Consider the following 23,495-nt stretch of genomic DNA (forward strand, 5'->3'; position numbering starts at 1 on the left):
GAAACTGGTGAGACGTTATGCAACCAGATCAGGTTTTCGGCAGCGTGACACCGCGCTGACCCTGATACTTGCCGCCGCGATCGGCATACGACACGTCGCACACTTCGTCGCTCTCGAAGAAGAGCACCTGGGCGACGCCTTCGTTCGCGTAGATCTTCGCGGGCAACGGCGTGGTATTCGAGAATTCCAGCGTGACGTAGCCTTCCCACTCGGGTTCGAACGGCGTCACGTTGACGATGATCCCGCAGCGCGCATAGGTCGACTTGCCGAGACAGACGGTCAGCACGGTGCGCGGGATGCGGAAATATTCGACGGTGCGGGCCAGCGCGAACGAGTTCGGCGGGATGATGCACACGTCGCCCTTGAAATCGACAAACGAACCCTCGTCGAAGTTCTTCGGATCGACGATCGTCGAGTTGATGTTCGTGAAGATCTTGAATTCGTCCGCGCAGCGGATGTCGTAGCCGTAGCTCGACGTGCCGTAGCTGACGATCCGGCGGCCGTCCGCGGACTCGCGAACCTGATCGGGCATGAACGGCTCGATCATCTTGTGCTCTTCGGCCATGCGCCGAATCCATTTGTCGGACTTGATACTCATATCGGGGCGCCAGGAAACGCTGCGTGACGGGAAACGAAGGCCGCCGGTTCAAGCTGGCGGCCGGGAAAGGCGGACATTTTACGCGATCATCGCGCGGCGCACGCGGCAGCCGTCAACGGATCACGCCGCAAGCGAGCGCGGGCCCCGCGCCATGCTGCGGAAACGCAGGATCGCTCGAGTCGCGGTGCACCAGCGCCGCGCGGTTCATCGCCGATCGCACGCCATCGAGGGCCAGATCGGGAGCGACGATGAAGCCGGCCGCGACGCCGTTCGCATCCGCATGGATGTTGCCGAGATCGCCGGCAACGCGGGCGCCCGCGCGCAGGCGGTCGGCGGCCGGCGCGAACACCGGGCCGGCGCTCGAGCCGTCGCCCGCGTTGCAGTCGCCGCGCTCGTGCACCTGCAGCGCGTGATCGCTGTTCGGCGGCAGGCCGACCAGGTTGTAGGTGACCTGGACGCCGTCCGGACGCTCGACGAACGTCACCGCGCCGCGCGCCTGCGAGCCGACCGTCGGCTGCAGTTGTGCGTCGGCCCGTTTTTCGTGCGACGAGGAAAAGGAGGTACAGCCGGCCAGCAGGCCCAGCGCGGCGGCGGCCAGCAGCGCGCGCCGCGCGCGGCCGGCGCGCACGCCGTGATGTCGTTGTTTCATTCGATCCTCATGCCGGCTGACGGCCGTTTGATACGACGGCCGCGCCGGGCGGGTAAAGGGACCCGGGCAAAGTCGCCATGATACCGCGCCTCGCGGCGCCGTAAACAGCCTGAGGCCCCGCCCCGCAAGGGTTTTACGTATTTTGAACAACGATCGTCGGGAACTTCGACGTCATGTCGCGCGCGCGCTCGGCAATCGCCAGCGCGACCCCGCGCGCGATATCGCGGTAACGACGTGCCAGCGCGCCGTCCGGCTCGGCCGCGACCGTCGGCGTGCCGCTGTCGGCCCGCTCGCGGATCGCGATGTCGAGCGGCAGGCTGCCGAGCACGGTCACATCGTAGTCCTTCGCCATCCGCTCGGCTCCGCCGGCGCCGAAGATGTGCTCCTCGTGACCGCAGTTCGAGCAGATGTGGATGCTCATGTTCTCGACGATGCCGAGGATCGGAATCCCGACCTTCTCGAACATCTTCAAGCCCTTCTTCGCGTCGAGCAGCGCGATGTCCTGCGGCGTCGTGACGATCACCGCGCCGGTGACGGGCACGCGCTGCGCGAGCGTGAGCTGGATGTCGCCCGTGCCGGGCGGCATGTCGACGATCAGGTAGTCGAGCTCGTGCCAGTTGGTCTGGCGCAGCAGCTGCTCGAGCGCGGAGGTCGCCATCGGGCCGCGCCACACCATCGGGTTGTCTTCCTCGATCAGGAAGCCGATCGAGTTCGCCTGCAGCCCGTGGCCGACGAGCGGGTTCATCGACTGGTTGTCGGGCGACTCGGGGCGCTGGCCGTGAATGCCGAGCATCGTCGGCAGCGACGGGCCGTAGATGTCGGCGTCGAGGATGCCGACCGACGCGCCTTCCGCGGCGAGCGCGAGCGCGAGGTTCACGGCCGTCGTGCTCTTGCCGACGCCGCCCTTGCCCGACGCGACCGCGACGATGTTCTTCACGTTCGGCAGCAGCTTCACGCCGCGCTGCACCGTGTGCGCGACGATCTCCTGCGACACGGCGACGCGCGCGTCGCGTACGCCGGGCACGGCCTGAAGCGCCGCGACGATGCGCGCGCGCACGTCGTCGTGCTGGCTGCGCGCCGGGTAGCCGAGCACCACGTCGAGCGCCACGACGTCGCCGTCGATCGCGACGTTGCGCACGCCCTTGCTCGCCGCATACGGGCGGCCGGTATTGGGGTCGACGACTGCCGCCAGCGCGGCGTCGACTTGTGCCCGGTCAATGCTCATCGAAACTCCATGAAAACGTTTTTCTCGCGCGCAAACGTCAAAAAATATCAAATTACGCTGCGAAAATCGGGAAAAGTGAAAGAATCTGTTGCACGCCATTGCGCGAACGCGCGACCCGGCGCAATCTTCGCCTGCGGCATGCTATGGGGCCAAATCGGCCACTAACCGCCTATATTGTAGAGGCTGACGCGTCACGCTGTCCGAACAGCCACGCTGACGGACAGGGCAAGCGGCCGCCTCGGCGGCTGCCGCGAGCGCGGGCCGGCCCGCCTTTTCCGGGCGGCCCGCGCGGGGAGCCGTAACTGTTGTTGTCGTTGTCGACTCGTTCAACCAAGAGAGGAATCCAAGATGAACATGAAAATCGCGACTCGCCTGTCCGTCTTCGCTCTGGCCGGTGCAGTGCTGGCCGGCTGCGCATCGCCGCAAGGCACCAACACGGCCGTCGGTACCGGCACGGGTGCGGCGCTGGGCGCAGGCATCGGCGCGCTGGCGGGCGGCGGCAAGGGCGCGGCGATCGGCGCGGGCGTCGGCGCACTGGTCGGCGGCGTGACGGGCTACAACTGGCAAGCGATCAAGAACAAGCTCGCGCCGTCGGCGGCCCAGACGGGCACGCAGGTGACCGAGCAGCCGGACGGCTCGCTGAAGCTGAACGTGCCGAGCGCGGTGACGTTCGCGACGAACCAGTACGCGATCACGCCGGCCTTCACGCCGCTGCTGAACGACCTGGCGACGACGCTGAACCAGAACCCGCAAGTGACGGCATCGATCGTCGGCTACACGGACAGCACGGGCTCGGCACAGCTGAACCAGACGCTGTCGCAGAACCGCGCGCAAAGCGTCGTGAACGCACTCGCGCAGCGCGGCGTCAACGGCGGCCGTCTGTCGGCGCAAGGCATGGGCGCATCGAACCCGATCGCGGACAACGCGACCGAAGCCGGCCGCGCACAGAACCGTCGCGTCGAAATCTACCTGCGCGCAGCGCAGGCGCAGTAAGCGCACGGCGAGGAGAACGCGCGGGCACGCCGCTCGCGCAGCCCCGCCGGACAAGGCGTCCGCCGGGGCCGGTAACAAATCGAAAAAAATTTCGAACTTCCGTCGCAGCCCGTGGTCAGTATTTACGGTACGCGGCTGGTGTTGCCGGCGCGTCACCATTCTCCTCTTGTCGTTGTTGCTCCGGGGCCGTATCCGCCCCGGTTTTTTTTGCCCGCGAAATTTGTGTTGCGCCGCAACATATCACCCTCGGGCAAGCCGTTCAAGCGGCCCCCTCCCTTCCGGCGCCCGGTCGCGGCGCCTGCCGGCCTCGCTGGCCCGCGCCCCTGCTAGAATCGCACTTTCCCGTGGTTTTTCCGCTGTTCCTCTACAGACCCTATGTCCGCATCCGACCTCACTTCCGTGCAGGCTGCGGCGCCGCAAGGCAGCCGCCAGATCCTCGTTACGTCCGCACTGCCCTATGCCAACGGGCAGATCCACATCGGCCACCTGGTCGAGTACATCCAGACCGACATCTGGGTGCGGGCACTGCGAATGCACGGCCATGAGGTCTACTACATCGGCGCCGACGATACGCACGGCACGCCGATCATGCTGCGCGCGGAGAAGGAAGGCCTGACGCCGAAGCAGCTGATCGACCGCGTGTGGACCGAGCACAAGCGCGACTTCGACAGCTTCGGCGTGTCGTTCGACAACTTCTACTCGACCGATTCGGACGAGAACCGCGTGCTGAGCGAGAAGATCTACCTGGCGCTGCAGGAAGCCGGCCTGATCGCCGAACGCGAAATCGAGCAGGCGTACGACCCGGTTAAGGAAATGTTCCTGCCGGATCGCTTCATCAAGGGCGAGTGCCCGAAGTGCCACGCGAAGGACCAGTACGGCGACAACTGCGAAGTGTGCGGCTCGACCTACCTGCCGACCGAACTGCTGAACCCGTATTCGGTCGTGTCGGGCGCGACGCCGGTGCGCAAGAAGTCGAAGCACTACTTCTTCCGCCTGTCCGACCCGCGCTGCGAGTCGTTCCTGCGCGAATGGGTCAGCGGCCTCGCGCAGCCCGAAGCGACCAACAAGATGCGCGAATGGCTCGGCGACGCCGGCGAGGCCAAGCTCGCCGACTGGGACATCTCGCGTGACGCGCCGTATTTCGGCTTCGAGATCCCGGGCGCGCCCGGCAAGTATTTCTACGTGTGGCTCGACGCGCCGGTCGGCTATTACGCGAGCTTCAAGAACCTGTGCGACCGCAACGGCATCGACTTCGATGCATGGATCCGCCCGGGCTCGAAGACCGAGCAGTATCACTTCATCGGCAAGGACATCCTGTACTTCCACACGCTGTTCTGGCCTGCGATGCTCGAGTTCTCGGGCCACCGCACGCCGACCAACGTGTTCGCGCACGGCTTCCTGACGGTCGACGGCGCGAAGATGTCGAAGTCGCGCGGCACGTTCATCACCGCGCAGAGCTACATCGACACGGGCCTGAACCCCGAATGGCTGCGCTACTACTTCGCCGCGAAGCTGAACGCGACGATGGAAGATCTCGACCTGAACCTCGACGACTTCCAGGCGCGCGTGAACAGCGACCTCGTCGGCAAGTACGTAAACATCGCGAGCCGCGCGGCGGGCTTCCTGATCAAGCGCTTCGACGGCCGCGTGCAGGACAGCGCGATGAACCATCCGCTCGTCGCGAAGCTGCGCGATGCCATTCCGCAAATCGCCGCGAACTACGAAGCGCGCGAATACGGCCGCGCGCTGCGCCACACGATGGAGCTCGCGGACGAAGTGAATGCGTACGTCGACGGCGCGAAGCCGTGGGATCTCGCGAAGGATCCGGCCAATGCGGTCGCGCTGCACGAAACCTGCAGCGTGAGCCTCGAGGCGTTCCGCCTGCTGTCGCTCGCGCTGAAGCCGGTGATGCCGCGTGTCGCCGAATCGGTCGAGGCGTTCTTCGGGATCGCGCCGCTCGTGTGGGCCGATGCGGCGAAACCGCTGTCGTCGGAACAGCCGATCAAGGCGTACCAGCACCTGATGACGCGCGTCGACGCGAAGCAGATCGAAGCGCTGCTCGCCGCGAACCGCGATTCGCTGCAGGCCGAGGCAACCGGTGCGGCCGCTGCGAGCGCGAACGCCGCGAAGGACGCGAAAAACGCCAAGGCAAACGCGAAGCCGGCCGTCGTGAACGGCGCCGACGACGCCCCCATCTCGATCGACGATTTCGCGAAGATCGACCTGCGCATCGCGAAGATCGTCGCGTGCCAGGCCGTCGAAGGCTCGGACAAGCTGCTGCAGCTCACGCTCGACGTCGGCGAGGAAAAGACCCGCAACGTGTTCTCGGGCATCAAGTCCGCGTACCAGCCCGAGCAGCTCGTCGGCAAGCTGACGGTGATGGTCGCGAACCTCGCGCCGCGCAAGATGAAGTTCGGCCTGTCGGAAGGGATGGTGCTCGCCGCATCGGCCACCGACGAGAAGGCCGAGCCGGGCCTCTACATCCTCGAGCCGCACAGCGGCGCGAAGCCCGGCATGCGCGTGAAGTAACGCGAGCGCACCGCCGCCTGCGCAAAGCCCCGCACGATACGTGCGGGGCTTTTTTATGCGCGCGGCCTCTCGCACATCGTCACGGCTTCAGGCCCGTGACGAGGCTGTGATCGCCGAAACTCGGCACGGTCTCGATCGACACGAAACCCGCATCCGCGAGCAGCGCTTCGAGTTCGCGCGCCGAGTACTGCTCGCCCTGTGTCCACCCGAGCATCATCAGGCTGTATGCGGGCGCGGCGAGCGGCCCGCTCTTGTCGTCGCGATAGAGCACTTCGTGCAGCACGATGCGCCCGCCCGGCGGCATGGCGTCGAAACTCTTGCGCGCGAGAAACGCATTACGCTCGGCCGGCCAGTCGTGAAAGATGTTCGAATAGAAATTCAGGTCGGCGTCGGGAAACGGATCGCGCCACATGTCGCCCGCATGCAGCGCGACACGCCCCTGCCACTGCGGCCCGCCAACGAACTGCGCGGCCAGTTCGCACCCCGTCGGCAGATCGAACAGCGTCGCGCGCAACGCGGGCCACGCGGCCAGCGCGCCCTTGATGTGCGCGCCGGAACCGCCGCCGATGTCGAGCATGTGCCGATGCGCGCCGAGATCGATACGCGTCGGCCAGACGGGCGCATGCGATGCGCTCAGGCTCTCCATCGCGCGCATGAAGCGCATGCCGAGTTCGGTTTGCTGCTCATGGGAGCGGAAGATGTCCGCGTCGCCATACGCGCGCGGCGCGTCGCGCCGCAACGCGGCCTCGAGCCCCGCCACCGAGAACGTATCAGCGTTGTCGTACATCAGATCCCAGAACGCGCCGAAGTACGTCGGACTCCGTTCGAGCAGCAGGTCCTCGCCCAGCGACGTCAGCGCATAACGATCGGCTTCGCGCCGCACGAAGCCGAGCGCGACCGCGAGATTCGCCAGCGCCTCGGTCGGCCGGCGCGCGAGCCCGAGCGCGTCGCCGAGTGCCGCAACGGTCGCCGGCCCGTCACCGAGACGACGAAAGAGGCCGAGCCGATGCGCGATCAGCATCGCGGGCCCGACGAACAGACCGCGCGCGATATCGTACGCGGCGCGGTCGTCGTGACGCGGCGGCACGGCGCTCATGACATGCTCCGCACGGCCTGCACCGCATCGGGCCTGGCGGCGGCCACATCGATCTGCCGCGCGGCTTCGTACGTCCACGCGGTGAAGGCGCGAAACACGCGATCGACGAGCGCGATGCAGCGCGCGCGGCGGTCGCTGCCCAGCGCGATCGATAAGAGTTCCGCGTGCTCGCCGTTCTGCAGATGGCCCGACTCGAGCGCGAAATGAAACGCACCGAGGTAACGCAGCTCGCGTCCCGTCTGCGCGCGTACCTGCCCGGCCACGCGCGTCGTGAGCGCGAACAGCACGTTGCCGGTCTCCTCGATCGCTTCGACGACGGCAAGACGCTCGACACCGTCCGCGTCGGCGACGATCGCGCACAGCTCGTACATCAGCAGGCGGCTGCGACAGGTTCGTTCGCTCCACAGCATGCGCAGCGCATCGGTCGTCGTCGTCGCGTCGTTCCAGCCGAGCGTCTCGACATCCTCGAGAAACCACGGCCAGTGATGGTCATCCTCGCGCGTATGCGCGTTCACGCGCGCCTGGTGCACATCGGCCGGCGGTTCCACGCGCAGCACGTAGCGATTCAGGTCGCCGAACGCCATCACGAAGAACGCAAAGCCGCGCATGAATTCGAGCCGCACGAGTGGCGGCAGGCGATCGTTTCGCAACCGGTCGAACAACGGAAGATTCTCGTAGTCGCGCCTGTTCCGCCTCACGTGGGCCAGTACCGCTTCCATCGGCGTGCTCCTGCGTGACGCAACGGGCGGGGGCTGCCGCGCCCGCCGATCGTATCGCCCCGTGCCCATCGCGTATCGTTGACGAAATCGAAACGCCGACCCGAATTGCATCGAGAGCCGGCTCCGCGCAGGTCGCGCGAACGAGATCAATCTAGAAGGAATTGATCGAATGTCAAGAAAGCGCGCTCAAACCGCACGCAGCTGAAACAATCGGCGCGGGAACGGCATGGGCGCCGCCCGCGCCCGCCGTCACCGTTGCCCGAACCAGCGGTCGAAGCGCCGCGTGTAGTTCAGGTCGACGCCCTGGAACGTGCCGCCGTACGCGGACACCGACCAGAAACGCGACAGGTTGATCGTCGCCTTGAACGCGTTGCTCGCCGACTGCAGGCCCTGCTCGAAGCCGAGCACGAAACGCTCGTTGATCGCCTTCGACACCAGCACGACCTGCGGATCGGTCAGGCCAACTTCGCTGCGGCCGATCGATACTTCGTCGAGACCAAAGGTCTGCGCGACGCGCTTGCCGGTCACGCTGCCGAGCAGCCCGAGCGCCGCTGTCATCGCACCCTGCTGGCCGACGTTGTTGCCCTGGTCGGTGCCGTGCCCGAACAGCAGCCACGACAGCTTTTCGTTGTCCGTGACGTTCGGCTCCGACACCAGCTTGACCGTCAGCGACTGGATCGTGCCCGTCACCTGCACGCCGGCCTCGACCTCCTGGTTACGCCGCATCGCAAGGATGTTGACGCCCGGGTTCGACACCGGGCCGTTGAACGTGAAGAAGCCGTTCTCGATCGCGAGCTTGCGGCCGAACGACGTGTACGTCGATCCTTCGGTCACGCGCACATTGCCGACCGCGCGCAGCGGCACGCCCGGCGCGCTCATCACGGTGATCGTGCCGCGCAACCCGAGATCCGCGCCATGGCCCTTGAAGCGGAAGTCGTTGCCGAGGCCGATGTCGATGTTCGCGCGCGGCGCGAGCGACGGCGCCGGCTTGTCCGCGGCCGCCTGCGGCTTCGCGACCGCGGTGCCCGTCGGCGTGTCGCCGCGCACCGTGCCGTCCGGCTGCACGATCACGACATCGTCGGACAGGCGCGGCGCAGAGTCCTCCGGCAGGTCGAACAGCGCGCGGTCGACGACGAACTTGCCGTCGATCGACAGCGCGCCGCGCGGCCCGTCGTTCGCGACCGTCGCCTTGCCCGACAGCGACAGCTTGCGATCCGGCGCCGCGAACAGTTCGAGCTTGTCCGCGACGATGCTCGCGGTCAGGTCGGGCGCCTCGCCGTCGAGGCGCACGCGGCCGAGCACGCGCAGCGTGCCGTCGCCGCCGTGGAACTCGACCTGCTGGAATTCGACGAGGTTCTCCGCGAGCTTCACGCGCACGATGCCGTCCTTCAGCTGGACGCCCTGGTCGACGAGCGTCGCGGACAGGTCGTCGCCCGTCAGCATCCCCGACAGGTTCGGCTTCGCCGGCGTGCCGGCGACCGTCAGTTTCAGCGCCGCGCGCCCGCCGAGCAGGTAACTCGGCCCGAACAGGTTGCCGGTCGTCTTCAGCGCCGGGATGTCGGCGTCGATGCGGCCCGCCAGCGGACCATCGTCGACGACGCCGAACACGCCGTCGCGCAGCGCGAACGGCACCGTGACATTGGCATCGAGCGTGCCGATCCGGTTCGCCTTCGCGAGCGCCGTCACGTTGAGCCGGTTGCCGGGCGCGAAGCTCGCGCGCGCGGACAGGTCGGTCAGCCCGAGCGATGCGATGCCGCGCCCGCTCTCGATCGTCACGTCGCCGCCGCGGCGCTTCACCTGCACGTAGCCCGTCGCGTTCGCGCCGAGCGAGAAATCCCAGTCGGCATCGAGCACGACGTCGGTCCGCAGCGGCGGCCGCTGGCCCGTCAGTTCCTGGCGGACCTCGAGGAAACGCGCGACCGACGCGCCGCTCACGGAACCCGCCGAGCGCATCTGGCCGTGATCGAACACGAACGACTTCAGGTCGATCGCCGCGCCTTCGAGCGTGAGCCGCGTCGCGCCGAGCGTCACGCGGCCGGCGCCGGCCGACACGGTAAGCGGCGCCTGCAGCGCGATGGCTGGCGTGCCGCGGTTCGCGAGACGCGTGACGGTGCCGTCCCAGCGCATGCCGTCGCGGTTCTCGACCACGCCGCCGTTTGCCGCGAGCGTCACGTCGATCACGCGCCCGCCGGCCATCCCGAGCGCCGATGCGTCGAGCGTATGTTTCGCACGCGTGCCGTCGAGGTTCGCGCGCAGCGATTTCAGCTTCAGCGAGCCGAGCACGATGTCGGTCGCGTCGGCCGTGAACACGAGCGCGCCGTGCGCACCGTCGCGGATATCCGCGCGGCCCTGCGCGGCGCCGATCCGGTTCGATCCGACGACGACGTGCTCTGCCTTGTAGGTGCCCGTCACGTTCGGATGCGCGAAGCTGCCGGTCAGGTCGCCCTGCGCCTGCACGAGCCCTTCCACGCCGAAGCCGAGCCGGTCGAGCTGCGGCGCGTCGACGACGAAGCGCAGCCGGTCGCCGGGCGCGCCGAAGCTGCCGCGCAGGTCGACGTGGTTGCCCGCGATCGACAGGTTCGCGTTGCTCGGCAGGATCCGCGAGCCGGCGACCTGCACGACGCCGGCGCCGGTCAGCGGCACGCCGTCGTACAGGCTGTCGCCGAGCTTGAAGGTCGCCTTCGTCGACACCTGCGGCGCAAACGCGCCCGATGCCGTCAGCGTGCCCGACACGCGCGTCTCGCCGCGCGTGGCCGGCGCCTTGGCCGTCTTGCCGCCGGCCTTCGGCGCGCTCATCGCGGCGAGCAGCAGCGGATCGAATGCGGTCAGCGTCGCCTTCGCGTCGTAGCTCGAATGCGCGTCGTGGCGGAACACGCCGGTCAGGTCGATACGGCCCTTGCCCGCCGTCACGCGCGCGTCGGTCAGCACGGTCTGCTGCGGCGTCAGCGCGACCTTCGCGCGCGCGCCGAGCGCGAGCTTCGGGTCGTTCAGGTTGAAATCGACGGTCGTCACGTCACCCGCGAGCGTCACGCCGAGCGGGCCGCCCAGGCGCATCGGCCGCAGCTCGGCGACGAATGCGTTCAGGTCGAGGTTCGCGGTCTTCAGGTCGAAGCGGCCCTTGCCGCCCGTCAGCGTGCCGCTGCCGGTCACGCTGCCGTCGCGGATCAGTTTCAGCGCGAGATCGTCGATCCGCTGCGCGTGCGCGTCGAGATGCACGGTCGCGCGCGCGTCGATCACCGGCAGCAGGTGGTCGCCGAGCGTGCCGGGCTTCGCGTTGACGATCGACACCGGGCCCGTCACCGCGAACCCCTTCGCGGGCGCGGTGCCGGCCGGTGCCGTGACGGGCGCGAGTTCCGCGCGCACCGCGAGATCGGCGGCCGGCGCGCCGGGCGCGAGCGCCTGCGGGTTCACGTGATCGAACGCGAGCGACGCGCGCGTGAGCGGCACCGTGCCGAACGGTGCGGCCTCGACGTGCGCGCGCCCGTTCAGCTTCATCCCGCTCGCATCGACGTCGGCGACGAGCGCCTCGAGCGAGCCCGACACGCGGGCGCGCGCATCGACCGGCTCGTCGGACAGCTTGCCCGCGTAGGTCGCTTCGCCGGTCAGCGCGAACGGCTTCACGCCGTCGAGCTTCGCTCGGGCGGTCAGCGCGCCGAACGGCGTATCGACGCCGTCGAGCACGAGTTCATGGTAACGGCCGTCGCTGCGGCCGTTCAGCGCGAGGTGGTCGAGCTGCGTCGTCGAACCGCCGTCGTGAATCGCGAGGTGATCGACACGCAGGTCGTCGATCCGCAGCTGCAGCGGCAGGCTCAGGTCCTGCGGCGTCGTGCTCGGCGTCGACGGCCCCGGCGCGATCCGCACGTCGATCGTGCCGGCACGCAGATAGGCGACCGACAGCCGCCACGGCGCGCGGGTCAGTGCCCAGCGGCCGTCGAGCCGGTCGATGCGGATTTCGATGCCGGTGCCGTCGGGGCTCGTCCACGCGAACCCGCGCAACCGCACGCCGGTCGCAAGCGAGCCGCCTTCGAGCGTGCCCGCGAGCCGCGCACCGAGCACGCGCTCGGCCGCTTGCCACGCGAGCCGCGTGCCGCGCTCGGTCGTCACCGCGGCCAGCACGAGCCCGGCCGCCAGCACGACGAGCAGCACGACCGTCGCGAACGTCCACGCGACGACGCGCACCGCGCGCCCGCGGCGCGGCGCACGCGGCGGCGTGTCGGGCGCGCCGTCGGGCGAGTCCGGATCGTGAGGCGGCGGCGTGTCGTTCGGGTCCTTCGTCATGCGGTTGGTCGTCGATGAAGCGGTACGGTCAGAAAGCGATGCCGAGCGTCAGGTACGGGCGCACGCTATGGTTGCGCAACCCGTATGCGACGTCGACGTTGATCGGGCCGACGGGGCTGCGCCAGCGCGCGCCGATGCCGACACCCGGGTAGAACACCTTCTCGCCCCACGCATCGGTCGCGGTGCCGATGTCGAAGAACGTCGCGGCGCCCCAGTCGCGGTTGAACCAGTGCTGGTATTCGGCGGTGCCCGTCACCAGGTACTTGGTCGGCAGCACGGAGCCGTCGACGCTGTTGCCGATGCTCTGGTAACCGTAGCCGCGCACCGAGTTCGAGCCGCCCGCGCGAAACAGCAGCGACGCCGGCACGCCGGACGAGCTGCCGCTCGTGAACACGCCGCCGAGTTCCGCGCGGAACACGAACAGGTCGCGCTTGCCGATCGGCAGGTATTGCTGGCCGCGCGCGTAACCGCGGATGAAGGTCTGGTCGGTCAACGCGCCCTTGACCGCGAAGCCGGCCTCCGCGTGGATCAGGTTGCCCGAACGCGGAAACAGCGGATCGTCGACGTTGCGGCGCGTCCATGCCCACTGCGGCACGAGCGCGTGGCTCGTGGTCGGCCCCGCGCCGTTCTGGTCGAGCCGGTCCTGATAGAACATCAGCGAATACGAATAGTCGATGAACTGCCCGGTGCGCGTGCGCTGCGCGCCAACCCGCGCGCTGTAGATGCGCGTGTCCGACACATTGGTATTCGTATAGGACGCGAGCACGCTGTTGGTCCAGCCCTTCTCGCCCGGCGGCATCGACAGCTGGACCTGACCGTATTGCTGGATCTGGTCGAGCCGGCCCGACACGGTCAGCGGCCACGCGGCGCCGAACGTGTCGAGATACGTATAGGAGCCCTGCACATGCGGCCCGGTATCGGTTGCGAAGCCGACACCGCCGCGGATGTTGTTGTACGGGAACTCGCTGACCTTCACGTGCACGGGCGTGAGCGCGGGCTTCGCCGTATCGTCGCCGACGTCGATCGCGACGCTCGCGTAGTACGGCGTGTTCTGCAACTGCCGCTGCAGTTCGGTGATTCGCTGCACGTCGTAGATCTCGCCTTCCGACAGCGGATTGACGTTCGTGACGATCTTCTCCGGATAACGGCGCACGCCGTCGACGTCGACCTTGCCGATCGTAAACGTCGGGCCGCTGTCGAACGTGACCGCGAGCGTCGCGCGCCGCGTGCGCGGGTCGATGCGCGCCTCGGACGACGCGATCTTCGCGCCGAGATAACGGCGCGACTGCAGTTGCTTGAGCGCCGCGCCCTTCGCGCCGTCCCAGTCGGACTGCGTGAACGGGTCGCCGGGCTTCATCGAGAACGCGAAACGGGTCGCGGCCTCCTGCTTCGGATCCTCGGTGTCGATGGGCCCCTTGAACGTCAGGTCGACCGTCGACACGACGGTCTGCGGCCCCGGATCGACCGCGATGCGCACGTCTCGCTTGCCGTTGCGCGTGCGCACGTCGGTGCGCACGACCGGCGAGAAATAACCGGCCGTCGCGGTCAGGTCGCGCACCTGTTGCGGCGTGGCGGTCACGAGGAAGTCGAACTGGTCGTCGCTGATGTCGTCGCGCTTCGCGAAGCGCGCGATATCGAGATGCGACTTGAGCAGCTTGCGGACCGAGCGCGGCGCGTCGATGTCGACGTCGTACTTCGCGAGGGCCGGCAGCGCGAAGAACGCGGCGACGCAGCCCGCGAAGGTTACCCGCGCGACGCGGGCCGCGGCGCCGGCGCGGTTGCGTTCCGTGCGCGCGCCGGTGTCATGTGCCGTGTGTGCTTGCTGGTTCGACTGCCCCGCCAAATATGACCTCGCCCTCGGTTGTCACGGTTTCGTGGAAACCCCGTATTTGACCACAGGGCAGCAGCCATGCCCGCACGGGCGCCGCTTTGACGCTTGCGCGCAACGGCGTGCGCACGGCCCGCCCGCCGCACCGCAAGCGCCGGCCCGCGGATTCGACGCGCGATTGGCGCCGGCTGTTCCCCGCGATGCGGTAAAATCCCGCCATTGCGAATCCGGCGCATCGTGCGCCGCCTGAAACGGAAAATCCAACCATGCCGTACCAGTCCGACGTCACGCAGTTCCTGAACCAGCTCAAGCAGCAGAAGCCGACGCTCGAGGAAGAGCAGCGCCAGGGCCGTTCCCTGCTGTGGGACAAGCAGCCGATCGACCTCGAAGAGCGCGCCGACCAGCAGGAATCGGGCGTGAAGCAAACGTCGTACGTCTACTACCAGAACTTCTGACGACGTGAGCGCCGCCGACGAGGCCAGCGCCGCCCGGCAGGACGACGCGGTCGCCGCGCCCACGGGCGCCGATTCGACGCCCGACACGGTCGACGGCGTCGCGGCGTTCGCTCGCCTGTACGGCGAGCCGCTCTTCAAGCTGCCGCAGGATCTCTACATCCCGCCCGATGCGCTCGAGATCTTCCTCGAGACGTTCGAAGGCCCGCTCGACCTGCTGCTCTACCTGATCCGCAAGCAGAACTTCAACGTGCTCGACATCCCGATGGCGCAGGTCACCGCGCAATATCTGGGTTATGTCGACCAGATCCGCACGACGAACCTCGAACTGGCGGCCGAGTACCTGCTGATGGCCGCGATGCTGATCGAGATCAAGTCGCGGATGCTGCTGCCGGTCAAGAAGGCCGACAGCGGCGAGGAAGCCGAGGATCCGCGCGCCGAACTCGTGCGCCGCCTGCTCGAATACGAGCAGATGAAGCTCGCCGCGCAGCGTCTCGACCAGTTGCCGCAGCTCGGCCGCGATTTCCTGCGCGCCGAGGTCTACATCGAGCAGAGCGTCACGCCGCGCTTCCCCGACGTGAATTCGGACGACCTGCGCGGCGCGTGGGCCGATGTGCTCAAGCGCGCGAAGCTCGTCCAGCACCACAAGATCTCCCGCGAGGAGCTGTCGGTGCGCGAACACATGAGCCTGATCCTGCGCCGGCTGCAGAATGCGCGCTTCATGGAGTTCGCCGACCTGTTCGACACGTCGCGCGGCGTGCCGGTCGTCGTCGTGAATTTCATCGCGATGCTCGAACTCGCGCGCGAATCGCTCCTCGAGATCACCCAGGCCGAGCCGTTCGCGCCGATCTACGTGCGCCTCGCGTACCTGCCCGCGTAAGGCCCGCACCCGCCCTTCCCGTTTTCCCGATGCATGCCGCCACCCGCCGCTTCGCCGCGGCGGGTGGCCGTGCGCCCGGTTCCGGCACGCCCGATTAAAAAGTGAACGATCGTACTTTTTTCGGTGCGTTTGGCGGCCAAATCCTCTACAATCCGCCGACGCCCGATGCGCCGCCCGCGCGCCGGCGTTCTCCGCTTCGACCCCGACGCCGCTGCCGCGGCGCCAACGCGCGCATGCGCGAGGAACCCGCTACCCGATCATGAAAGTCATCAGCTCGATCCAGGAACTGCGCGACCAGCTGCGCGGACAGAACCGCACGGCGTTCGTGCCGACGATGGGCAACCTGCACGAAGGTCACCTGTCGCTGATGCGCCTCGCGCGCCAGCACGGCGACCCGGTCGTGGCGAGCATCTTCGTCAACCGGCTGCAATTCGGCCCGAACGAGGATTTCGACAAGTATCCGCGCACGCTCCAGGACGATATCGAGAAGCTGCAGAAGGAAAACGTCTACGTGCTGTTCGCGCCGACCGAGCGCGACATGTACCCGGAACCGCAGGAATACCGCGTGCTGCCGCCTGACGATCTCGGCGGGATCCTCGAAGGTGAATTCCGGCCCGGCTTCTTCACCGGCGTGTGCACGGTCGTGTCGAAACTGATGGCCTGCGTGCAGCCGCGCGTCGCCGTGTTCGGCAAGAAGGACTACCAGCAGCTGATGATCGTGCGCCGCATGTGCCAGCAGCTCGCGCTGCCGGTCGACATCATCGCCGCCGAAACCGTGCGCGACGAGGATGGCCTCGCGCTGTCGTCGCGCAACCGCTACCTGTCGGCCGACGAGCGCCAGGAGGCGCCGGAGCTCGCGAAGACGCTGCAGCGCATGCGCGAAAGCCTGCTCGCCGGCGAGCGCGACCTCGGCAAGCTCGAACAACAGGCACGCACGCACCTGGCCGATCGCGGCTGGGCGCCCGACTACCTGTCGATCCGCCGCCGCGCGAACCTGATCGCGCCAAGCGCCGCCGAACTCGAAGCCGGCGAGCCGCTCGTCGTGGTCGCGGCCGCGAAGCTGGGCGCGACGCGCCTCATCGACAACCTCGAAATCTGACGGGCCGCCCGCCCGCGCCTCTCACGACGCATCACGGAGACACCATGCAGCGCCACATGCTCAAATCGAAGATCCACCGCGCGGCAGTCACGCACTGCGAGCTGCACTACGAAGGCTCGTGCGCGATCGACGAAGACCTGCTCGAAGCATCGAACATCGTCGAAAACGAACGGATCGACATCTGGAACATCAACAACGGCGAGCGCTTCTCGACGTACGCGATCAAGGGCGAGCGCGGCAGCGGGATGATCTCGCTGAACGGCTCGGCCGCGCGCCGCGCGCAGCTCGGCGACCTCGTGATCATCGCGGCGTTCGCGATGGTCGACGAAGCCGAACTGCAGGCCGGCTGGAAGCCGAAGCTCGTGTTCATCGACGACGGCAACAAGATCAAGGGCCACCGCGATCACGTGCCGACGCAGAACTGGACGTAACGCGATGGGCCGCCTGCGTGCCATCGCGCGCAGGCGGGAGCGGCTGCGCCGCTTGCAGTCGAAGGGCCTGATCCCGTGTCGCACAGGATCAGGCCCTTTCTCATTGGGTCGCACCGGCCCGACGGCCGCGCGTTCAGGAAGCCTTGGCGGCCTTGGTAGCCTTCTCGGCCTTCGGCGCGCGGCGTTCTGCCCATTCGACGATCGGCCGCCACTGTTCGAGATCCTTGTCGACGCGGCTCTTTGCGACGTCCCACAGCGTGAGGCCGTGCGCGGCGATCTGCACGTAGTTCTGCGTGTCGCGCACGTAGCCGAGCACCGGCAGGCCGAGCCCTTCGACGAACCGGTGCAGCTGGTCGGACGAGCGCGTGCGCGCATCGACCCGCATCCCGACGATTCCGACCTCGACGCTGCCCTTGCGCACGGCCTTCTCTTCGGCGAGGCGCTCCAGAAACTGCTGGGTCGCGAGAATATCGAACATCGACGGCTGCAGCGGCACGATCACCTTGTCGGCCAGTTGCAGCGCGACGTTGAGCCGGTTGCCGTGCAGGCCGGCCGGCGTATCGATCACCGCATATTCGAGGCCGCGCGGCGGCTTCGACGGCGCGTCCGGATCGAGGTCCCACGCCTCGATCGCCGGCAAGCCGGCCGGCCGCAGGTCGAGCCACGCATGCGCGGACTGCTGCCGGTCCAGATCGGCGAGCGCGACCCACGCGCCCTGCGCCGCGAAATAGCCGGCAAGATTGGTGGACAGCGTGCTCTTCCCCACGCCGCCCTTCGGATTCGCCACCACGATCACCGTCATGAATTCCCCCGAAAAAGCCACGCGGCGCCCGCCGCATGGCAGGCGCCGCTCGATTGCGGATACAGGGAGCGATGATATCGGCAAACAGGGGGTCACCGGAACGGGTTGCGCCGCAGCGCGCCGCTTACGCGCGCCGAGCCGCGGCTTCTTGCGCGCCGATCGCGAACGCGCCGCCGCCCAGCAGCGCCTGCACGGCAAGCGTGACGGCCCAGAACGCCGGATATTCCCAGCCGCCGTGCGGCGACGAAAAGCCCCAGCCGTTCGGCAGATGCGCGGCGGTCGCGCCGAGCATGAACGGCAGCAGCACGAGCGCGGCGACGCGCACGCGGAACCCGGCGAGCAGCGCCAGGCCGCCCGCCAGTTCGACGAAGGTCGTCAGGTACGCGAGCCAGCCCGGCAGGCCGATCGACGCGAAAAACTGCGCGGTGCCGGGCAGCGTGAAGACGAACACCTTCTGCGCGACGTGCGCGAGGTACAGCACGCCGAGCGCGACACGCAGCAGCGTCGCGCCGAAATCGTTCAGGCGATTGGGGTTCATGGCGGATTCCTTCGTGAGTGGATGAGAATGGATCGCACTCTATTCGAATCGATTTCGCCGATAAACACGCCAATCCGCTTTAACTGATTCTCAAATGGAACGAATCAGGCCATAAAAAAGGGCATGACCGATCATGCCCCGATGCGAACCTCAATAACCGCTTTTGCCTTGAGACGAATCAGCACCGGACGGGCTGCCGCCCGCGCCGTACGAATCGCACGCGTGCGCATAGGCCGACGCGCCCAGCAGCGCCGCCAGCAGCACGCTCCACCACCACCGAACCTTCATCGCCGCACTCCTCCGGACGAACCACCGCCCACCTGTGTTGTACGCGATCCGGCGGAAAATGCGAGGCCTGTTCATCCGGCCCCGACTGGCGCGTCAGCGGAATTCCGCGTACAGCGCGTCGAGATCGAGATGTTCGGCGAACGTATCGGCAAGCCGCTCGAGCGACGCCTCGCGCAGCGCCGGGTAGTCGATGCGTTCCGCACCGTCGAGCCCGGCCCACGCGAGCAGCGCCGCGCACGCGTCGGGCGAGTCGAACAGCCCGTGCACGTAGGTCGCGAGGATCTGGCCGTCGGCAGAAACCGCGCCGTCCGGGCGCGTGCCGCCCGGTGCGCCGGCGGTTGCCAGCGCCAGCGCGGGCGCCGCCAGCGCTGGCCCGTGCGTGTCGCCCATGTGGATCTCGTAGCCGCGCACGGCGGCCCCGCCCGGCAGCGCGAGATGCCCCGTCACGTTCTTCAGCGTCTTGTGGGGCTGCAGCGTCGTCTCGAAATCGAACAGCCCGAGCCCCGGCACGCTGCCGGGCGCGCCTTCGAGGCCAAGCGGATCGTCGAGCGTGCGGCCGAGCATCTGCATCCCGCCGCAGATGCCGATCACCTTGCCGCCGTAGCGCAGGTGGCGACGGATCAGCGCGTCCCAGCCCGCGTCGCGCAGCCATGCGAGGTCGCGCTGCACGCTCTTCGACCCGGGCAGGATCAGCAGGTCGGCGTCCGGCACGGGGCCGCTCTTCCAGTACGTGAACTCGACCTGCGGATGCGCGCGCAGCGGATCGAAATCGGTGTGGTTGCTGATGCGCGGCAGCGCGGGCACGACGACGCGCAGCACGCCCGCGTCGCCGCGCGCGGCGGCGCTGCGCGCCTGCGCGGGCAGCATGTCCTCGGCGTCGAGCTGCAACCCGTGCAGGTACGGCAGCACGCCGAACACGGGCTTGCCCGTTTGCGCGCGCAGCCAGTCGAGCCCCGGTTCGAGCAGCTTGAAGTCGCCGCGAAAGCGGTTGATCACGAAGCCGCGCACGCGTGCGCGCTCGCTGTCCGACAGGCACGCGAGCGTGCCGACCAGGTGCGCGAACACGCCGCCGCGGTCGATGTCGGCGACGAGCACGACCGGGCAGTCGACGCGTTCGGCAAAACCCATGTTCGCGATGTCGCCGTCGCGCAGGTTGATCTCGGCCGGGCTGCCGGCGCCTTCGACGATCACCGTGTCGTAACCGGCGCGCAGGCGCGCATACGATTCGAGCACCGCGTCGAACGCGACCGGCTTGTAGTCGTGATACGCACGCGCGTTGAGGTTCACGCGCGCCTTGCCGTGAATGATCACCTGCGCGCCCCGGTCGCTCGTCGGTTTCAGCAGCACGGGGTTGAAATCCGTATGCGGCTCGACGCCGGCGGCCAGTGCCTGCAGCGCCTGCGCGCGGCCGATCTCGCCGCCGTCGGCCGTCACCGCGCTGTTGAGCGCCATGTTCTGCGGCTTGAACGGCGCCACGCGCGCGCCGGCGCGGCGCGCCAGCCGGCACAGGCCCGCGACGAGCGTGCTCTTGCCCGCGTCGGACGTCGTGCCCTGGATCATCAGCGTACCGCGCGGCCGCGGCTCGGGTGCATTCATCGTGTAAAGGTCGTCGCGAAGCAAAGGCCGCATTATCGCCCGCGCCGGTACGCCCGCGCCGTTACAATCACGCGATGATTCCGCACGACCTCACCTTCGTCCTCGGCGGCGCGCGCTCGGGCAAGAGCGCGCATGCCGAGCGGCTCGCGGCCGACAGCGGCCGCCCCGTCACCTACATCGCGACCGCGCTCGCCGCCGACGCCGAATTCGCGCAGCGCATCGCGCACCATCGTGCGCGCCGGCCGGCCGACTGGGGTTTCGCCGAGGCACCCGTCGACCTCGCCGGCACGCTCGCACGGCTCGACGATCCGCGCGCGTGCCTGCTCGTCGACTGCCTGACGCTGTGGCTCACCAACCTGCTGTGCCCGGCCGACGGCGAACCGCTCGACGATGCGCAGTACGCGACGCAGGTCGACCGGCTCGAGCACGCGTTGCGCGGCGCGCGCGCACAGGTGATCGTCGTCAGCAACGAAATCGGGCTCGGCGTCGTGCCGCTCGGGTCGGTCACGCGCCGCTACGTCGACGAACTCGGGCGCCTGAACCAGCGCATCGCCGCGCTCGCAACGCGCGTGACGCTGCTCGTCGCCGGACTGCCGCTCGACCTCAAGACGGGGGCGTCGTCATGCTGATGCTGTCGCTGCCCGTCGTCGCGATGCTCGCGGTCGCGGCCGCGATCGTCGACCGCGCGATCGGCGAACCCGCCGGCTGGCATCCGCTCGTCGCGTTCGGCCGGCTCGCCGCGCGCATCGAAGGCGCGCTGAACACGGGTCGACGCGGCCGTGTGGTCGGTGTCGCCGCGTGGGCCGCGGCCGTGGTGCCGCCGGTGGCCGTCGCGGCATGGCTCGTGACCGCGCTGCCGTGGCCGCTCGCCGCCGCGCTGCACGTCGCGCTGCTGTGGTTCGCGCTCGGCGCGAAGAGCCTCGCCGACCATGTCGCGCCGATCGCGGCAGCCCTCCTGCGGCGCGACCTCGATGCGGCCCGCACGCTGACCGCGCGCATCGTGTCGCGCGATACGAGCGACGCGGACGAAGGCGCGTTGTCGCGCGCGGCCGTCGAATCGGCGCTCGAGAACGGCAACGATGCGATCTTCGGCGCGCTGTTCTGGTTCGTCGTCGCGGGCGGCCCCGGCGCGCTGCTGTTCCGGCTCGCGAACACGCTCGATGCGATGTGGGGCTACCGCACGCCGCGCTTCCTGACCTTCGGCTGGGCCGCCGCGCGCCTCGACGATGCACTGAACTGGATTCCCGCGCGCCTCACGGCCGCGAGCTACGCACTGCTCGGCGATACGGCCACCGCATGGCGCTGCTGGCGCACGCAGGCGCGCCACTGGGACAGCCCGAACGCGGGCCCCGTGATGGCCGCGGGAGCCGGCAGCCTGAACGTGCAGCTCGGCGGCCCGGCCGTCTATCACGGCGAAATCGAGGATCGCCCGGTGCTCGGCACCGGCGCAACGGCAACCGCCATCCACGTCGTCGCCGCGCTGTCGCTCGTCACGCGCACGCTCGCACTGTGGCTCGCGCTGCTGGTCGCGAGCGGCGCACTCGTCATGGCCACCCATCATGTCTGATACACGCATCGTGCACGGCGGCAATCTGCATGAAGCCGCACGCCGCCACTGCATTCCGTACGACGCGTGGCTCGACCTGTCGACCGGTATCAATCCGGTCGGTTATCCGGTGCCGCCCGTCCCGGCCGACGCATGGCGCCGGCTGCCCGACGATGGCGACGGCCTCGCGGCCTGCGCCGCGCGGTATTACCACGCGCCGGATCCCGCGCACGTGTTGCCGGTCGCCGGCAGCCAGGCCGCGATCCGCGCATTGCCTGCGTTGCTGCCGACCGGCGACGCCGGCGTCGCGGCACTCGCGTACGGCGAATACGCCCCTGCATTCGCGCGTCACGGCCATCGCGTCGTCCCGCTCGACATCGACACCGACACGCTGCCCGCGACGCTGCGTCACGTCATCGTCGGGAATCCGAACAATCCAACCGCCGAATTCGTGCCGGCCGAGCGCCTGCTGGGCTGGCATGCGCAGCTGGCGGCGCGCGGCGGCACGCTGATCGTCGACGAGGCGTTCGCCGATACGGGCGCGACGCAATCGCTCGCGCCGCAGGTCGATCGCGCGGGGCTCGTCGTGCTGCGCTCGGTCGGCAAGTTCTTCGGTCTCGCCGGCATCCGCGCGGGTTTCGTGCTCGCGTGTCCCGAACGGATCGTCGCGCTGCGCGACATGCTTGGCGCGTGGACGGTCAGCGGACCCGCGCGCCACGCGGTCGCCGCGGCGTTCGCCGATCGCGCCTGGCAGGCAGCCGCCCGCGAACGGCTCGCGGCCGACGGCGAGCGGCTGGCCGCGCTGCTGCGCGCGCACGGCTTCGCGGTTCGCGCGACGCCGCTCTTCTGCTGGACCGACGACCCGCGCGCCGCGGCGCTGCATGCGGCACTCGCGGCGCGCGGGATCTGGACGCGGCACTTCGCGACTCCGTCGAGCGTGCGCGTCGGCCTGCCGGGCAGCGAAGCCGAATGGCAGCGCCTCGGCGACACGCTTGCGCACTGCGTGCCGACGCTGCAGCAGGAATCCGCATGAACCCGCGCCAGTTCCGCCGGCTGGCGCCGCTCGCGACGCTGGCCGCGCTCGCTCACGCACCGCTCGTCCACGCCGACGTCACGACGCGCGACGACGCCGGCAATACCGTCACGTTGCCCGCGCCCGCGCAGCGCGTGATCAGCCTCGCGCCGCACGCAACCGAGCTGGTCTACGCAGCCGGCGGCGGAGCGAAACTCGTCGGCACCGTCACCTACAGCGACTATCCACCCGCCGCGCAAGCCGTGCCGCGCGTCGGCGACAACAAGGCGCTCGATCTCGAGCGTATCGCCGCGCTGAAGCCCGACCTGATCGTCGTCTGGCGGCACGGCAACGCCGAACGGCAGACCGACGCGCTGCGCGCGCTGCACATCCCGTTGTTCTTCAGTGAACCGAAGCATCTCGACGACGTATCGTCGTCGCTGCACCGGCTCGGCATGCTGCTCGGCACGCAGCCGACAGCCGATGCGGCCGCGGCCGGCTTTGCGCGCGACATCGCCGCGCTGCGCGCACGCTATGCGGCACGAGCGCCCGTCACGATGTTCTTCCAGGTCTGGGACCGGCCGCTGATGACGCTCAACGGCGCGCACCTGATCAACGACGTGATCGCGCTGTGCGGTGGCCGCAACGTGTTCGCGTCGCTCAAGCCGCTCGCGCCAACGGTTACCGACGAGGCCGTGCTCGCGGCGAATCCGGAAGCGATCGTGACGACGAGCGCCGGTGCGACGCGCTCGGACGAACCGCTGCCGAGCCTGGCGCGCTGGCGCGCGTGGCCCGCGCTGACGGCCGTGGCGCGCAACAACCTGTTCGCGATCGACGGCGATCTGCTGACGCGGCCGTCGCCGCGGATCGCGCAGGGTGCGGCCGCGCTGTGCGAGGATCTCGACGCCGCGCGTGCGCGGCGGCCGGCGAACTGAT

At 68.8% G+C, this 23,495-nt stretch carries 22 protein-coding genes; 11 read left to right on the top strand and 11 right to left on the bottom strand.

What is annotated here, in order from left to right:
• Positions 1-28: 28 nt before the first annotated feature.
• From dcd to apbC, 3 genes are all read right to left on the bottom strand, one after another.
• Complete coding sequence (gene dcd / locus ACTRWB_RS25475; protein WP_047898759.1) at positions 29-598, bottom strand: dCTP deaminase; 570 nt, start codon at positions 596-598, stop codon at positions 29-31.
• Between the two features lie 112 nt (positions 599-710).
• Positions 711-1,247, bottom strand: a complete 537-nt coding sequence (gene sodC / locus ACTRWB_RS25480) for a superoxide dismutase [Cu-Zn] (RefSeq protein WP_129512721.1) — start codon at positions 1,245-1,247, stop codon at positions 711-713.
• A gap of 133 nt (positions 1,248-1,380) precedes the next feature.
• Positions 1,381-2,472: an iron-sulfur cluster carrier protein ApbC gene (gene apbC, locus ACTRWB_RS25485; RefSeq protein WP_419684868.1), complete on the bottom strand. Its 1,092-nt coding sequence runs from the start codon at positions 2,470-2,472 to the stop codon at positions 1,381-1,383.
• Between the two features lie 9 nt (positions 2,473-2,481).
• Between apbC and ACTRWB_RS25490 the strand changes: the two genes are divergently transcribed.
• From ACTRWB_RS25490 to metG, 3 genes are all read left to right on the top strand, one after another.
• Positions 2,482-2,637 carry a hypothetical protein gene (locus tag ACTRWB_RS25490; protein ID WP_164991964.1) on the top strand — a complete coding sequence of 52 codons (156 nt, stop codon included), beginning with the start codon at positions 2,482-2,484 and terminating at the stop codon, positions 2,635-2,637.
• A 183-nt stretch (positions 2,638-2,820) separates the two neighbouring features.
• Positions 2,821-3,465: an OmpA family protein gene (locus tag ACTRWB_RS25495; protein WP_129512723.1), complete on the top strand. Its 645-nt coding sequence runs from the start codon at positions 2,821-2,823 to the stop codon at positions 3,463-3,465.
• Between the two features lie 375 nt (positions 3,466-3,840).
• Positions 3,841-5,994, top strand: coding sequence for a methionine--tRNA ligase (metG, locus tag ACTRWB_RS25500; RefSeq protein WP_129512724.1), 2,154 nt, complete (start codon positions 3,841-3,843; stop codon positions 5,992-5,994).
• Positions 5,995-6,073: 79 nt separating this feature from the next.
• Here metG and ACTRWB_RS25505 read toward each other — a convergent pair whose 3' ends face one another.
• The 4 genes from ACTRWB_RS25505 to ACTRWB_RS25520 form a co-directional block, all read right to left on the bottom strand.
• Positions 6,074-7,090 carry a methyltransferase gene (locus tag ACTRWB_RS25505; RefSeq protein WP_446903498.1) on the bottom strand — a complete coding sequence of 339 codons (1,017 nt, stop codon included), beginning with the start codon at positions 7,088-7,090 and terminating at the stop codon, positions 6,074-6,076.
• Positions 7,087-7,809, bottom strand: coding sequence for a hypothetical protein (locus tag ACTRWB_RS25510; RefSeq protein ID WP_446903499.1), 723 nt, complete (start codon positions 7,807-7,809; stop codon positions 7,087-7,089). Before ACTRWB_RS25510 ends, ACTRWB_RS25505 begins: the two co-directional genes overlap by 4 nt.
• 249 nt (positions 7,810-8,058) lie before the next feature.
• The gene (locus tag ACTRWB_RS25515; protein WP_446903500.1) at positions 8,059-12,087 is read right to left on the bottom strand and encodes a translocation/assembly module TamB domain-containing protein; all 4,029 of its coding nucleotides are present in this window, start codon (positions 12,085-12,087) and stop codon (positions 8,059-8,061) included.
• 28 nt (positions 12,088-12,115) lie between these two features.
• Entirely contained in the window at positions 12,116-13,930 is a 1,815-nt protein-coding gene (locus ACTRWB_RS25520) for an autotransporter assembly complex protein TamA (RefSeq protein WP_446903501.1), read from the bottom strand.
• Positions 13,931-14,181: 251 nt separating this feature from the next.
• On the opposite strand from ACTRWB_RS25520, the gene ACTRWB_RS25525 reads away from it, so the two are divergent.
• The 4 genes from ACTRWB_RS25525 (at position 14,182) to panD (ending at position 16,777) form a co-directional block, all read left to right on the top strand.
• Positions 14,182-14,370 carry a DUF3460 family protein gene (locus ACTRWB_RS25525; RefSeq protein WP_129512729.1) on the top strand — a complete coding sequence of 63 codons (189 nt, stop codon included), beginning with the start codon at positions 14,182-14,184 and terminating at the stop codon, positions 14,368-14,370.
• 4 nt (positions 14,371-14,374) lie between these two features.
• On the top strand, positions 14,375-15,247 hold the full coding sequence (locus tag ACTRWB_RS25530) for a segregation and condensation protein A (RefSeq protein WP_129512730.1): 873 nt from the start codon (positions 14,375-14,377) through the stop codon (positions 15,245-15,247).
• A gap of 259 nt (positions 15,248-15,506) precedes the next feature.
• Entirely contained in the window at positions 15,507-16,346 is an 840-nt protein-coding gene (panC, locus tag ACTRWB_RS25535; protein WP_412023204.1) for a pantoate--beta-alanine ligase, read from the top strand.
• 44 nt (positions 16,347-16,390) lie between these two features.
• On the top strand, positions 16,391-16,777 hold the full coding sequence (gene panD / locus ACTRWB_RS25540; RefSeq protein ID WP_031398432.1) for an aspartate 1-decarboxylase: 387 nt from the start codon (positions 16,391-16,393) through the stop codon (positions 16,775-16,777).
• A gap of 133 nt (positions 16,778-16,910) precedes the next feature.
• Here the strand turns inward: panD and ACTRWB_RS25545 are convergent, their stop codons facing one another.
• From ACTRWB_RS25545 to ACTRWB_RS25560, 4 genes are all read right to left on the bottom strand, one after another.
• On the bottom strand, positions 16,911-17,579 hold the full coding sequence (locus ACTRWB_RS25545) for a ParA family protein (protein ID WP_419684886.1): 669 nt from the start codon (positions 17,577-17,579) through the stop codon (positions 16,911-16,913).
• 124 nt (positions 17,580-17,703) lie between these two features.
• Positions 17,704-18,117, bottom strand: coding sequence for a DoxX family protein (locus tag ACTRWB_RS25550; protein ID WP_129512733.1), 414 nt, complete (start codon positions 18,115-18,117; stop codon positions 17,704-17,706).
• 150 nt (positions 18,118-18,267) lie between these two features.
• Positions 18,268-18,405 carry a hypothetical protein gene (locus tag ACTRWB_RS25555; protein ID WP_166961138.1) on the bottom strand — a complete coding sequence of 46 codons (138 nt, stop codon included), beginning with the start codon at positions 18,403-18,405 and terminating at the stop codon, positions 18,268-18,270.
• 93 nt (positions 18,406-18,498) lie between these two features.
• A complete protein-coding gene (locus tag ACTRWB_RS25560; RefSeq protein ID WP_446903502.1) occupies positions 18,499-20,001 on the bottom strand; it encodes a cobyric acid synthase in 1,503 nt (500 codons plus the stop codon).
• A 74-nt stretch (positions 20,002-20,075) separates the two neighbouring features.
• Here ACTRWB_RS25560 and cobU point away from each other — a divergent pair, with 74 nt between their 5' ends.
• Genes cobU through ACTRWB_RS25580 form a run of 4 tightly spaced genes read left to right on the top strand, consistent with a single transcriptional unit; the run spans position 20,076 to position 23,494 of the window.
• Positions 20,076-20,630, top strand: coding sequence for a bifunctional adenosylcobinamide kinase/adenosylcobinamide-phosphate guanylyltransferase (gene cobU / locus ACTRWB_RS25565; RefSeq protein ID WP_446903503.1), 555 nt, complete (start codon positions 20,076-20,078; stop codon positions 20,628-20,630).
• A complete protein-coding gene (gene cbiB, locus ACTRWB_RS25570) occupies positions 20,624-21,568 on the top strand; it encodes an adenosylcobinamide-phosphate synthase CbiB (protein WP_446903504.1) in 945 nt (314 codons plus the stop codon). Before cobU ends, cbiB begins: the two co-directional genes overlap by 7 nt.
• The gene (gene cobD / locus ACTRWB_RS25575; RefSeq protein WP_446903505.1) at positions 21,561-22,580 is read left to right on the top strand and encodes a threonine-phosphate decarboxylase CobD; all 1,020 of its coding nucleotides are present in this window, start codon (positions 21,561-21,563) and stop codon (positions 22,578-22,580) included. The genes cbiB and cobD overlap by 8 nt, the downstream gene beginning before the upstream one ends.
• Positions 22,577-23,494: a cobalamin-binding protein gene (locus ACTRWB_RS25580; RefSeq protein WP_446903506.1), complete on the top strand. Its 918-nt coding sequence runs from the start codon at positions 22,577-22,579 to the stop codon at positions 23,492-23,494. The genes cobD and ACTRWB_RS25580 overlap by 4 nt, the downstream gene beginning before the upstream one ends.
• The last annotated feature ends 1 nt before the right edge of the window (position 23,495 follow it).

Source organism: Burkholderia sp. YIM B11467, assembly GCF_052952715.1.